Origin of the sequence: Qipengyuania sp. GPGPB31 (genome assembly GCF_038396345.1) — a bacterium.
GTDB lineage: Bacteria > Pseudomonadota > Alphaproteobacteria > Sphingomonadales > Sphingomonadaceae > Qipengyuania > Qipengyuania citrea.
The window spans coordinates 74,706-88,017 of the sequence record NZ_CP149572.1 but is presented as its reverse complement, the minus strand read 5'-3'; the positions used below and the strand labels follow the sequence as shown (position 1 = coordinate 88,017).

Annotated in this window: 11 protein-coding genes; 1 reads left to right on the top strand and 10 read right to left on the bottom strand. The window is 65.1% G+C overall.

Annotated features, from left to right (window positions below; genetic code table 11):
- Positions 1 to 21: 21 nt before the first annotated feature.
- From WKH79_RS00455 to WKH79_RS00410, 10 genes are all read right to left on the bottom strand, one after another.
- Entirely contained in the window at positions 22 to 2,946 is a 2,925-nt protein-coding gene (locus WKH79_RS00455; RefSeq protein ID WP_341859280.1) for a TonB-dependent receptor, read from the bottom strand.
- Between the two features lie 201 nt (positions 2,947 to 3,147).
- Positions 3,148 to 4,107 carry a P-type DNA transfer ATPase VirB11 gene (gene virB11 / locus WKH79_RS00450; RefSeq protein ID WP_341860075.1) on the bottom strand — a complete coding sequence of 320 codons (960 nt, stop codon included), beginning with the start codon at positions 4,105 to 4,107 and terminating at the stop codon, positions 3,148 to 3,150.
- An 81-nt stretch (positions 4,108 to 4,188) separates the two neighbouring features.
- Positions 4,189 to 5,322 carry a TrbI/VirB10 family protein gene (locus WKH79_RS00445; protein WP_341859279.1) on the bottom strand — a complete coding sequence of 378 codons (1,134 nt, stop codon included), beginning with the start codon at positions 5,320 to 5,322 and terminating at the stop codon, positions 4,189 to 4,191.
- Positions 5,323 to 5,325: 3 nt separating this feature from the next.
- The gene (locus WKH79_RS00440; RefSeq protein WP_341859278.1) at positions 5,326 to 6,096 is read right to left on the bottom strand and encodes a TrbG/VirB9 family P-type conjugative transfer protein; all 771 of its coding nucleotides are present in this window, start codon (positions 6,094 to 6,096) and stop codon (positions 5,326 to 5,328) included.
- Positions 6,093 to 7,262, bottom strand: coding sequence for a type IV secretion system protein (locus tag WKH79_RS00435; RefSeq protein WP_341859277.1), 1,170 nt, complete (start codon positions 7,260 to 7,262; stop codon positions 6,093 to 6,095). Before WKH79_RS00435 ends, WKH79_RS00440 begins: the two co-directional genes overlap by 4 nt.
- A gap of 2 nt (positions 7,263 to 7,264) precedes the next feature.
- The gene (locus tag WKH79_RS00430) at positions 7,265 to 9,718 is read right to left on the bottom strand and encodes a VirB4 family type IV secretion/conjugal transfer ATPase (RefSeq protein ID WP_341859276.1); all 2,454 of its coding nucleotides are present in this window, start codon (positions 9,716 to 9,718) and stop codon (positions 7,265 to 7,267) included.
- Positions 9,708 to 9,992 carry a VirB3 family type IV secretion system protein gene (locus WKH79_RS00425; protein WP_050600125.1) on the bottom strand — a complete coding sequence of 95 codons (285 nt, stop codon included), beginning with the start codon at positions 9,990 to 9,992 and terminating at the stop codon, positions 9,708 to 9,710. Before WKH79_RS00425 ends, WKH79_RS00430 begins: the two co-directional genes overlap by 11 nt.
- A gap of 1 nt (position 9,993) precedes the next feature.
- Positions 9,994 to 10,293 carry a TrbC/VirB2 family protein gene (locus WKH79_RS00420; RefSeq protein ID WP_156488709.1) on the bottom strand — a complete coding sequence of 100 codons (300 nt, stop codon included), beginning with the start codon at positions 10,291 to 10,293 and terminating at the stop codon, positions 9,994 to 9,996.
- A gap of 4 nt (positions 10,294 to 10,297) precedes the next feature.
- Positions 10,298 to 10,924 carry a lytic transglycosylase domain-containing protein gene (locus WKH79_RS00415; RefSeq protein ID WP_063507087.1) on the bottom strand — a complete coding sequence of 209 codons (627 nt, stop codon included), beginning with the start codon at positions 10,922 to 10,924 and terminating at the stop codon, positions 10,298 to 10,300.
- Between the two features lie 146 nt (positions 10,925 to 11,070).
- Positions 11,071 to 11,454, bottom strand: a complete 384-nt coding sequence (locus WKH79_RS00410; protein WP_050600123.1) for a hypothetical protein — start codon at positions 11,452 to 11,454, stop codon at positions 11,071 to 11,073.
- Positions 11,455 to 11,718: 264 nt separating this feature from the next.
- Here WKH79_RS00410 and WKH79_RS00405 point away from each other — a divergent pair, with 264 nt between their 5' ends.
- Positions 11,719 to 13,287 carry a hypothetical protein gene (locus WKH79_RS00405; protein WP_063507086.1) on the top strand — a complete coding sequence of 523 codons (1,569 nt, stop codon included), beginning with the start codon at positions 11,719 to 11,721 and terminating at the stop codon, positions 13,285 to 13,287.
- Positions 13,288 to 13,312 lie beyond the last annotated feature (25 nt).

Genomic DNA, 13,312 nt, shown 5'->3' with positions numbered 1-13,312 from the left:
TCCCCCGCTCTTGCGGGTAGCTTAGAACTTCGCCCCGATCGCGATGCCGTAGCGCCGCGGATCAAGCGTGAAGATGTTGGTGAAATTGCCCGACGAAGCATCGGTGACATAAAGGCCCGTTACCGAGTCGCTGTCAAAGATGTTCTGCACGAAACCGCGTACGAACCAGCGGTTGTCGTTCCCGTTCAGCGTGATCGAGGCGTTCGCCTGGACGAACGGTTCGATCCGGTTGACGTTGCCGTTGAACACATTGCCGTATTGTTCGCCCGTATAGGCCAGATCGAACCGCGGAACGAGCGACATGCCATTGTCGAAATCGGCAGTGTACTGCACGCCCACCGAAGCCTTGTATTCGGGCGCCTGAGGCAGGCGATTGCCCCTCAGGTTCACCTCCACGCCCGGGCTCAGCACGTCGATCGGACCCAGCGCTGCGAAAGCCGGGTTGGCAGTCTGCGCGTCGAGCACGCTGCAGATGCTGAACGCGCCGGTCGAGGCAATCCCCCCGTCGGCGGGGAAGGCGGCCGGGCCCTGCAGTCCCAGTCCGGCGTTCACCGCCCCGACGAAAGCGTTGGCCCCCGCGCCGGTCACCGCGCACAGCGAGCCGTTCGAAAGGTCCTTGATGATCACGGCGTCGGGATCGCCGCCGCCCGGATCGCGCGGATTGCTGAAGAACTGGTCGCCTGCCACCTTCGCATTGAGGTAGCTGACGTTCATGTTGACCATCCAGTTGTAGCTGGGCCGCAGGATGGTCTCGAGCTCGACGCCCCAGATATTGGCATCGATCGTGTCGTTGACCGAGGTCCGAGCAACGATGCGGCTAAGCTGCAAGCCCTTGTACTTGTAGTAGAACCCCGTGAGGTTCACCTGAGCCGCACCGTTCAGGAAACTGTTCTTCGAACCGATTTCGAAAGCGTCTATCTTCTCCGAATCGAAGCTTTCGGAAACCGCGAAGACCGGTGACAGCGGCGGGTTGATCCCGCCCGACTTGTAGCCGCGTGAATAGGAGAAATAGAGGTTGTTGTCGGGCGAGATCGCGAAGTCGAGGACCGCGCGCCCGGTAATCGCGTCGAAACTGACTTCGCGTTGCTGCAACAACTGGTTCCCCGGCGTCCCGGCATCCGCATCGAAGCTTCCGACGAATGGCGACGTGAACGGTTCGCCATTACCGAAGGGATTGAGGAAGCTGGCGTAGGTCGTCCGCGCGGCAACGCTCTTGCTGTCGTCATTGTAGCGGATGCCGCCCGTGAACTGGAGCCGGTCGGTGATGTCGACATAGACTTCGCCGAAGATGCCGAAGCTTTCCAGTTTGAAGTCGGTCGTGTTGTTCCGGTACATCGACGTCGCGAGGTAGGATGGCGGTGCCCCTGCCCCGAATGCCGAGAATGTCCCGAGGATCGCGCTGGCGTAGTCCAGCCCGAAGTTGTTGACGTAATAGCTGTTCTCGCCGACTTCGGATTCGGCGTAGATGCCGCCCAGCAGGAAGTTGAACGGTCCGTCGAAATCGCTGGAAAGGATCGCCTCGCCCGACCACGAGGTCTGCTCCTGGCTCGACCGGTCGAAGGCCAGCGGAACATCGGCGCAGATCGAATTGCCCTCGAATGCCCCCAGATTGCCCGCATCGTTATCCGATGTGCACAGCACGCCGTTGGGCCCGTTCGGGATCAGCGCGTTCGCGATCGGCGCGAAATAGGCGTTCGACCCCGGAACGAAGGGCTGGGCCGGTACGCCCGTGGGAATGCCGTTCGCCGCGAAGAAAGCCAGCGTGTTCAGGGCGCCGGCATAACCGCTGCGATCGAGGATACCGAGGTTGTAGTCCTGGCGGGAATCGACCGAGGTTTCCTGATATATCCCCGTAAGCGACAGGTTCATGGGCCCGATCCGCTGATCGAGATGGGCCTGCAACTGCAGTTCGTCGGCGAAGTATTCGGGCGTGAACGCGGTGTTGACCGTGCGCACGTCGTTGGGCTCGTCGAAATTGGCGTATCCGTCGGGTCCGTAGACGCTGCCTAGGGCCAGCGCCTCGGGGATGCCTTGGATGCGGAACAGTTCTACCGAAGACAGGACCGTACCCAGCGTCGAATTGGCATTGGTGCTGTCGAAGTCGCGGCGGTTGTTAAGGCAGCCCAGCACGCCGGTGGGATCGCGCTGGCAGGCCTGCTTTTGGATCCGCAACCGGTCGTCGTTCTCGCGGAAGTAGAACGCCATGAGGTCGAGCGTGGTGTCGGCGGTGGGCTCGAAGCGCAACGATCCGCGCACCGCGTACATGTCGCGCCCGTCGATATCGGAGTCGTCGTAGAGGTTGTCGGTGAACCCGTCGCGATTGAGATAGAACCCGGCCGCGCGGAAGGCCAGCGTGTCGCCGAGCGGCACATTCACCATGCCCTTGGCCTTGATGCTGTTGTAATTGCCGTATTCGAATTCGGCAGCGGCCCCGAAAGTACCCAGTTCGGGCTTGGCGGTCACCACATTGACCACGCCCGAAGTCGCGTTGCGACCGAACAGCGTGCCCTGCGGTCCGCGCAGGACTTCGACGCGCTCGAGATCGAAATATTCGGTTTCGAAGAGGCGCGTGCCGAACAGCGGTGAACCGTTGGTATGGATCGCAGTCGCGCTATCGCAAGTCACGCCCACGCAAAGGTCGCCGATCCCGCGGATCGTAAAACTCGCGCTGGTGAAGTTCGACTTGGTGAAAGAGACATTGGGCAGCGTAAGCTGGAGATCGCTGGCGTTTTCGATCTGCTGCGCCTCGAGCGCCTCGCTGTCGAACGCGCTGACTGCAATCGGCACTTCCTGCAGCGACTGGTTCTGACGCTGCGCGGTAACGATGATGACGTTGTTATCGAACCGCGGATCATCGAAGCCATCCTCGGCAGCGTCCTGCGCAAATGCCGGGAACGAAATAGCGCTCGCGCAGATACCCGCGAGCAGGGAAGCCCTTACCCTCATTAACCCTCTCCTCTCCATGTGCCGTCTTTGCGGCTTATGGCGTATTGCTAACACACATTCGTATGCACGCAAGCGTTGGCGCATGATTGTTGCGCAAAAGGACGGCGAATTTTGGCGAGTGTTGTTTTAGGGACGCTAGGCGAGCGTTCATTGACGCTACGGCACCCGACGCCGCGCAGGGTGTGTACAAAAATACCGCTGTCAGACGAGAGTATGGCTTTCGGCCAGTTCGATAATGCCGCGCCTGCCCGATTCATCGCGTCCAAGCTGCACGAACACGTCGATCACGCTGGCCGCATAGGCAATGGTATCGCTCCGCGTCAGCCCGATTCCCGTCTGCATGACCATCAGGGACAATTGCTCGAGCGCGCCCCGCAGCGAGTTGGCGTGGACGGTGGAGAAGCTGCCCGGATGGCCGGTGTTGATCGCGCGCAGGAAGCTGACGCTTTCGGCGCCGCGCAGTTCGCCCAGCACGATCCGGTCGGGGCGCAGGCGCAGCGCGGCCTGCAGCAATTCGTTGGCGGTGACCTTGGCTTCGCCCAGTTCGCCCTTGACCGCGACCAGCCCGACGCCGTTTTCGCCGGGCAACCTGAGCTCGGGCGTATCCTCGACCAGCACGACGCGTTCGTGACGCGGGATTTCGCCGAGCATGGCGTTGAGGAACGTCGTCTTGCCGGTGCTTGTCCCACCCGAGACGAGGATGGTGCGCCGCTGGCGGATCGCCTCACGCAGAAAAGCGATCGGCTGCGCCTGCGTATCGGGCATGGCGTCCCGCCCCTGCGGCCTCAGCGGACCGGTGTCATAGGCATCGAGCGGCAGGTCGAGCCGGCGATGGCGGCGGACCGCCATGGCCCAGTGCTTGCGCGCCGCGGGCGGACCACAGAACTGGACGCGCGCGCCGCCGGGCAGCGTCGCGCCGAGCAGCGGGTGCTCGCGGTTGATCCCCTGGTCGCTGACCCGCGCAACCTGTTCGGCCAGGCGCTGGATCAGCCGGTCGTCGATATCGGGCCGCACCACCTTGTGCATGCCGCCCCGCGCCGCATCCTCGACCCAGACCTCGCCCGGCCTGTTGACCAGGATCTCGGTCACCGTGTCGCATTCGAGCCACTCGCGGAATGGCGCGAGATAGGCGTCGAGATAGACGCTGCGTTCGCCGTGCAGATCGACCGGCGGGGCATCCGCTTCAGGCTGTCCGTCGGGTTGGAAAGGGTGGATGTCGGCGCTCACGGCAGGGCTTCCGGATCAGCTGACCGAAGAGAAATCGAGATCGCGCGCGGTAAAGATGCGGATCGGTTCGCCCTGTCGCACCCGCACGGTCGGCCCGCGCTGGCCGTCCTGCTGGGCTGCAGTGGCCGCGGCCGAGGAACTGGCCCCGCCGATCAGCACGCCTGCCGCGCCGCCGGTGGCGAGCGAGCCGACGCCGCCGACGACCGACAGCAGCAGGGCCGAACCGAACCGCCTGAAGAAACCGTCACCCGAAACCTTGCCCGCAAGACCCGTGGTCCCGTCGAAACCGATCGCAGGCGAAGCCAGGTTGACAGAAGCCCCGTCGGGACGGATCAGCCGGGTCCAGATGACATAGGCGCGCTTCTGGCCGTTCTGCAGGCCCGACTGGTACTGACCGATCAAACGGCTCGAACGCGGGACGAGAACCTTGGTCCCGTCGAAACTGCGCACGTCCTGGCTTACCACGGCGCGGACATAGCCCGGGACATTGGTGTCGATCGCCGTTTCGAGGATCGCCGGAATCAGCGTGCCCTGCGTCACCGTGGTGGTGGGATTGCCCATCGCCTTAGCCTGCGCCGGCGCCCCGCCCACGCCGCCGATCCGGCTGGCGAAATCGCTGGCGCCGTTGCCGGAAGCTCCGTTTCCGGCCGCTTCGCCGGCCCCGCTTGCCTCTCCCAGTGCCAAAGTAGCGGGGGCGTTGCCAGCATCGAACACCACGGTGGGGCTGGCATAGGGATTGACGGCAAGTCCCGGCTGCGGCTGCGCCGACAGCACGGGCTGCGGCGCGGGATCGGGGCGGGCGATGGGCGCGGCGGCAACCTGCGGCGCGATCGGCGCCGGGGCCGCTTGCGGCGGCACCGCGGATGCGGCTTCGACCGGCGCCTGCTGGCCGCCGCCTATCCCCTCGCTCGGCGCGATGCGCGCGGAATTCATGCTCCACATGGTCACAAGCCCGAGCCCCGCGACGATCGCGATCCCCGCCACCAGGCCAAGCGCATCGGACTTGCCCGCCGGACGTGCGACCACGGGAAAGGCGTTGCGCTGGGCAAGGTCGATGACCTCGGCATCGCTGCCCTCGCGCGGATCGATATCGTTGGCAACCCCGCTATCGCCGGGCTTCTTTTCGGGCAGGCGCATGGCAAGACGCATGGGTTACTTCCTTCTCGCGGCGAAAGCGGGGCTGGCACCCGCGCTGTTCGCGGGCCGCTGGGGGCCGGTGTTGACCAGTTCGGCGCTGTCTTCGCCCGAACGCAGAACGATGCTGCGCGGCACACCGTCGACCACGATCGTATCGCCCCGCACCGTGAAATTGACCGGCCCCTCGACGCCTTCGCTATTGGTCACCAGGATCGCGGGGACCTCTCTGCCGCCGGGCCAAGTCAGGAAAGTGGCAGTCCCGTCGTCATAGGTGTTCTCGGGCAGCAGTTCGGGATCGCCGGATGCATTCCACGCGAAATTGAGATCCGCCGGATCGACCACGGCATAGGGATCGCCCGCGGCCTGCCGCTCCACCGCGTTGGGCGCTTCGGCCACCTCCACCAGCTCTTCCTCCGGCTCGTCCGGATAGGCGAAGCGCATCAGATAGAGCGGCTTGGCCGACGGGCTGGCGACGAGATCGAACAGATAGGTCCGCTTGCTGGTGACGACCGTCAGATTGGTCGCGGCACGCGGCTCGAGCGGTTTGACGAACAGGATGTTCGCGCGCTTGTTGGGCGTCACTTGCCAGGTTGCGCTGTCGCCGATGGCGACATTCTCGATCACCTCGTCATCGCCAAACATGATGCTCGCCTGGACCGCGATGCGGCCACCGATACGCACCACCTTGGCTTCGTCGTACAGCACTTCTACAAGGCGAGCATCCTGCGCGGCGGCTGGGCTGGCCATCAGCGCGAGGGCGAGCGCGGGAATAAGCGCGCGGATCATGCGGTTTTCTCCATGGATCGATCAAGGGCCTTCGGCGCGGCGGACTTGAACCGGCTTCCGATACCGGAACCGCGCGCACGGGCGGAACTGGTGGGGGATGATGGGGCAGGGCCGGAAGAGGTCGCATAGACCTTCACCGTGCGCGAACCGCCACTTCCGCCAGAGCCGCCACTGTCATTCGCGGCATAGGCGGCAGGGATCGTGGCAACATCGATCCGGCGGGCCTGCGAACTCGCCTGGCTGGCGGCCTGCGCCTGCGCGAGAGCAGCGACAGGCGCGGCCTGCTGCGGCGCCGCGGCAGGCGCGGACTGTTCCTCGCGCTCGCTCGCGAGGCCGAACACGCTCCAGCCAGCCACCATCGCGCCCGCTACCTTGAGCACGAGCGCCATCAGCGCGACGTGCACCGCGCCGATCATGAAGAAGGCCATTCCGGCCTGCGGATCGACCTGCCCGGGGCTGGCGGTCAGCGCACCGAGGATCGGCACGGCGAGTTCGAGCATCACGCTGCCGCCCAGCACCGCGAACAGCGGTGCAAGCGCGCACAGCGTCAGGCCCTTGACCCACCCGGTGAACAGGCCCCGCGTGCCGTTGAACAGCGCCATGACCACGAACAGCGGACCCAGCGCCACCAGCACGCCCAGGGCGATCTTGGTGGTTACCAGCAGCCCCACGGTTCCGAGCATGAACAGCAGCGCGCCGAACCACATCATCCCGGCAGGCGAAAAGGTCGAGATATCCTGCGCGCCCGCGCTGGCTTCCTGCACCGCGAGGAACACGACATCGATCTTCTGCGCGAAGAGATCGGTGGCAGAGCCCCGTGTCCCGCTGAGAACCCCGGCAAGGTAATCGGGAGTGGCAACCGCGAGGTTCCACACCACGCTCTGATATGCGAGCCAGCTGGTGGCGAAGGTCAGCACCAGCCCCAGCGTCATCATGCGCGGGACGAGGCTGCGCACGCCGATATTGGTGCGTCCGGTCAGCAGCGCGAACGCAAACAGCACGATGAACAGCGTCAGGACGAGCGTGAGCACCGTGCCGAGCGATCCCCCGGGAGCGAACAGCCGGCCGAAGGCCGCCGCGCTGGCTTCACCCGCAATGCAGTCGACCCCGCGCAGCGCCGCGGCGACGCCATTGCCGACCTGATCGGCGGCTTGCTGGCAGTTCACGCTCACTCGGCCGCGAGGCGCAGGGCCTTGACCCCGGCCTCCCCTTCATCATTAGCGCCGCCCGGCCACCGGGTTCCGGTCAAGGCAGGGAACCACTCGCTCGGCGCGTCGCCCAGCGCTTCGCGCAACAGGTCGAGCCGGCGGACAGAGCTTTCCCGTCCCGACAGCAGCGTCAGCACTTCGGGCGCGCCCGACAGGTCGAGCCGCACCACCACGCTGGCATCGGGCTGTCGCACGAGGAAGCAGCGGCTGTGCGCAGGCAGCGTGCGGATCAAGGCGAGTTCGTGCGCGGTAAGTCCGAAACCATCGCAATAGTCTTCGGGCCGCGCGCGGCTGTTGGGCATGAACACCATGGTGGCGGTCTGTTCGACCAGCGCCGTCGAAATGCGGCTTTCAAGCGCATCGCGCGCGGATTGCGTAGCGAAACCGACCAGCGCGTTGCGTTTGCGCAAGGTCTTGAGCCAGTCCCGAATGCGCGCAGCGAAGACTTCGTCGTCGAGCGCCTTCCAGCCCTCGTCGATCAGGATCATGGTCGGCTTGCCGTCGAGCCGTTCCTCGATCCGGTGGAAGAGATACATCATGGTCGGCGTGCGCAGCCGCGGGTTTTCCAGCAGCGCGGTCATGTCGAAACCGAGGACGCGCGCGCCAAGATCGAGCCGGTCCTCGGAATTGTCGAACAGCCAGGCATGTTCGCCCCCTGGCCCCTCACCCGCGCCGATCCATGCGCCGAGCCGGTCGGCTAGATCGCCCGGTTGCGGACGCCGCGTGCCCGATAGCAGTTCCCTGAAATGCCGCAGGCGGCGCAGCGAAGCATCGTTGGCATAGGCGGCATCGACCGCCGCCGCGATGGTTTGCTCTTCTTCGGGGCCTTCGGCCTTGAGCAGCACGCCCAGCCAGTCACGCAGGAAGGCCCGGTTGCCGGGCGTGTCGGGCAGCGCCAGCGGATTGAACCCCGTCGGTTCGCCCGAGCGGATGCTGTCGTAGCGTCCGCCAATGCCGCGCACGAACAGTTCCGCGCCGCGATCCTTGTCGAACAGGATCGTGCGCGGGCTGAATTTCTGCGCCTGTGCGGCGAGGAAGTTCATTACCACCGTCTTGCCCGAACCCGAGGGTCCGATGACCGAGAAATTGCCCAGGTCGCCATGGTGGAAATTGAAGAAGAACGGTGTCGCGCTGGTGGTTTCGAGCAACGTCACCGCCTCGCCCCAGTGATTGCCCTGGGCTTGCCCCAGCGCGAAGCCGTGCAAGCTCCCGAAACTCGCCATGTTCGCGCTCGAGATCAGCGCGCGCCTTACGAGATAGGCCTCGTTGCCCGGGAACTGTCCCCAGAAGGCGGGTTCGAGATTGGTATCCTCGCGTACTGCGATCGCGCCGGTATCCGCCAGCGCGGCAGCGCAGGCGGCCATGGCGTCATCGAGCTGGCCGAGTTGCCGCTCGCGGACCATGACGGTCAGGTGATGGTCGCCAAAGCCGACCGCGCCATTGCCCAGCGCATCGCGCGCCGCCAGCATGTCCGCGCGTTCGGCAGCGGCTTCCTCGTCCGCCGATTTGAGCCGGCGGATTGCCAGATCCATCCGCTCGCGCGCGGTCTGTCGCTCGGTCGGGGCATAGCTTTCGCTGACCACCATTTCGAACGGCAGCCGCAGCAGGCTGTCGAGCAGGCCCGGAGAAGTCGCTTCGGGATAGTCCTTCATCCCGAGCATTGCCGCGAATTCGGGTGCACCCGAGCCGCGCGTTTCGATTGCATCGAGCCCGAAACTCACGCGGCGATAGGGCAGCATATGGCCGATATCGACATCGTCGGCTGGCTTGCGCACCGGGCGCATTTCGCCATTGTAAAGCGCGCTCAGCAGTTCGAGCATTTCCGAATTGGTGCTGCCCTGCGGGCCCGTGTATTCGCCCAGCGGGGTCGCCCCATATGCGCTCAGCGCTGCGACGAGACCCTGCGAAGCCGCGCGCAGCGAGCGCAGGTCCTTGGGATCGGGTTCGAGCCGGTCGCCGTCCTGCCGGCGGAATTTCCTGCCGACCCGTTCGACCAGGCCCGCTTTGCCCCGCGCGGGACGACGGATCAGCGTGATGAACTGGTCGTTGACGAACAGCTGGCCCGAACCCAGCCGGTCGCGCCGGCATGCATCGATATGCCGGCTGATCGGATCGGGAAATTCGGCTTCGAGATCGACCGATACGCGGCGGCGGATAACGTGGTGGTACAGCACGAACCGCGCATCGAGTGTCGAGCGCAGAACCACTTCGCGCGTGGCCGCATGCGCGTTGAGCGCTTCGCTGTCCTCGGTTTCGAACAGCAGCCCGGGAACCTGGATCGCGGTCATGACAGAACCGTCGCGCAGCAGCAGCGTGCTTTCGTCGATCAGCCGGAGATAGGGCAGCCGGTCGCCGGCCCGCGCTTCCTTCGCGCTCCAGGCGGCAGCGCCCATCCATTTGGTCTTATGCGGCATAGGAATTGCACCCCCAGCGCTGGTAATTCTTCACCCGCGGGCATTTCGATACCTTGGTGATCCACAGGTCGAAGATGCGCGGCTCGCGCAGGCAGGCGAAATATCCGATCCCGTGCATGACAGCGAAGACCAGCAGTGCCAGCCAGCTGCCGGTGATCAGAAAGGCCTCGGTCGTCACCATCCCGTTGATGATGAAATAGTTATATGTCACTCCCGCGAACATCTGCGGCCGCGTGAGTGCACGATGCACGGGATGGCGCACGAGCGTGGTCATCTCACGCGGCCACGCCCTGGATGCCGGCCACGATGGATGCCGCGCCGAACAGGATGAAGACGCCGATGATCACGGTCGCCCCGAAACGCCAGTTGAGGCGGCCGGTCAGCATCATGAAGCCGACTGCGGCAACCGCCATAACTGCCACCGCCGTTGCGACATTGCCAAGCAGCGTGCCCTGAAGCCAGCCGAGCGCGGCGACGATCGGCCCCGAACCCGCGGGATCGGCAGCCTGCGCGAAAGCAGCGCTGGGGGTCAGGAAGGCGGCCAGAACTGCCGGAAGGGTGAACTTGCGACTCAATTGATTACTCCCGTGAATGATCGGACAGGCGGCCCATGATGGCCGCCACGTAAAGCTGCGTTTCGCGGATGCGCGGGACACCGCCGGCGCGGATCACCCGCCCGGGCCCGGCATTGTAGGCGGCAAGCGCCTTCTCGAGATCGCCGTCGAACCGGTCGAGCTGTTCGCGCAGGTAACGCGCGCCGCCTTCGAGATTGGCGAAGGGATCGTCGGGGTCGACGCCCAGATCGCGCGCCGTGCCGGGCATGAGCTGTGCCAGTCCGCGCGCGCCCACCGGCGATACTGCATTCGCGCGCCAGCGGCTTTCCTGCCACACCAGCGCCTCGATCAAAGTCGGGCTGAGATCGAAGCGTCCGGCGAGTTCGGCGACCTTGGCCTGGTAGTCCTGGGGCACCAGCCGCGCGTGGCGGACCGGGTCCGCCACGGCGATGTCGGGCACGACGATGTCGCCCGGGACCTCGGCCGTGCCAAAGGTCATCGATTCATCGGGCGCAGCCGGTTGCGCGCGGCCTGCGCCGGTTACCCAGCGCGCACCGTCCGCATCAATCTCCAAGACATCCGCCCTTGCATCAAGGGCGGGAAGCGCGGCGCAGGACAAACCGATTGCCAAGGCCCAGCGTGCGAGAATCATTGCACCCTCCGTCCCACCGCGTCTGGGCACGTTTCATGACAAGAACGTGACGAAGCGGCGAATGAGTGAGGGCTGGATCCGGTGACTGCATGAAAAAGCCCGCCTCCCTGTGGAAGGCGGGCCCTGCGGCTCGGCCGTTGCGAAGATCAGCGGAGCGATAGCGCGTAATAGCGTGCGAATTCGCCCTGCTCGAGCATGGCCAGCGCCTTGCGGGCAAGCCGGCGGGAATCGACCCATTCGCCAGTGGCGGTCTCGAGCTCGACGCTGCTGCGCATGTTCGCAGCGGTAGCGAATTCGGTGCGGGCCGCATCGTAATTGCCCATCCGCGCGAGCGCGATACCGTGGTTGATCAGGCGTGCCGGATCGTTCGCGGCCAGTTCGTCGCAATTCTCAATGGCCTGCCGCGCTGCGGCATTGTCGTTGGCCACCAGTTCTTCATAGCCGACGTCGAACGCGGTGTCCGGGGCCTGCGCGGTGGCAACAGGGCCCTGCGCGAGAAGGACGAGGGCAACGCTGGTAATGATCGCCATGACAGCTCTCCTTTTATGTTGTGAGTGCATGTTTGAACCCCGGCCCTGCCAACTGCAACAAATCTGTAACTTTGTCATAAAACCGTAATCCGACCCCGCGGAAACGGTTTTCCGCCATTTCGGCGAGACCGCCCGGAATGATCCGAGGTTCTGCAACACAACGGTCATCTTTCGACAAAAACTGTCACGAACGATCCCTAGCGGGGGATTCGCGATCCGAGATTTCGCATCCGATTCATCCGGTTTTTGAGGGGACCGTTACCCGTGACCAATTTCCATCGTTCGCTCGTCCTTGGCTGCTCTGCACTGGCTCTTGCCAGCTGCGGCGCCGACGAAATCGTCTCGCCGGGTACCGGCGGTGACGTGATCATCAACAACCCGACCCCGGCCCCGACGCCGACCCCCACGCCGACCCCGACGTCGACGCTGGTGACCCCGGCCGCGGGCTGCCCGACCATTTCAGACCCGGTCGGCCTGACCGATGGCAACACCATCACCGGCCCCACCGGCGAATACCGCGTCTGCACCCTGCCCGCGCGCTTCACCGCTTCGTCGACCCTGCCCTACATCGAAGGCCTGCTTTACCGCATCGACGGCCGCGTCGATGTCGGCACCGACGGCGGGGCTGCCGATACCGGCGCGGACACCGACGTCGAACTGACGATCGAACCAGGCGTGATCCTGTTCTCGTCGGGCTCCGGCTGGCTGAACGTCAACCGCGGCAACACGATCAATGCGAACGGGACTGCCGCGCGTCCGATCATCTTCACCAGCCGCGACAATGTGCAGGGGCTGAACACGGCCAATTCCTCGGGCCAGTGGGGCGGCGTCGTCCTGTCGGGCCGCGCTCCGGTAACCGATTGCATCGCCCCGGGCGCAACCCCGGGCACCACCGCCTGCGAACGCCAGGTCGAAGGCGCCGCGCAGCCGGCCCTGTTCGGCGGCGCGACCCCGACCGACAGCTCGGGCAGCATGAGCTACGTCCAGATCCGCTACTCGGGCTTCGTCCTGTCGGGCGACAGCGAACTGCAGGCGCTCACCACCGGCGGCACCGGTTCGGGCACGCAGCTCAGCAACATCATGAGCTACAACAGCTCGGATGACGGCGTCGAATTCTTCGGCGGCCAGTTCAACCTGCGCAACCTGATCGTGGTCGGCGCCGAAGACGACAGCCTCGACACCGACACCGGCGTCAAGGTCGACATGCAGAACGTGATCGCCATCCAGCGCCCCGGCGTCGGCGACACGATCATCGAAGCCGACTCGTCGAACGGTCTCGAAGAAGACACCCCGCGCCAGAACACGCGCATCTCGAACGCCACCTTCATCGCCAACAGCGGCACTGGCGACCAGGCGATCCGTATCCGCGGTTTCGCCGACTACACGATCGTCAATTCGGTCCTGGTCGACAATGAAGGCTCCACGCCGTGCCTGCGCATCGACAATCCCGAAACGCTGAACCGCGCTGCCAATGGTGCGATCGACGAAGCCGGCCCGGTGGTGTTCAATTCCTTCGTGCTCGATTGCTCGGTGGACTTCCGCGACAGTTCGGGCGGGGTGACCGCGGCGCAGATCGAAACGCGCTTCAACGCCGGTTCGAACAACGATGCCAATTTCACCAACACGCTGTCGATGGGCTTCGTAAACGGCACCAACGAGAACGGTGTCGCCGTGTTCGATCCGACCGCGATCTCGTCGTTCTTCCAGACCCCCACCAACATCGGCGCGGTCTATCCGGGCAACGACACCTGGATCCAGGGCTGGACCTGCAATTCGGCAACGGTGACCTTCGATGCCGCGGTCTCCGACTGCAGCAGCCTCCCGGTCTACTGATCCGCATCGACGGCTGCGGGGCGCG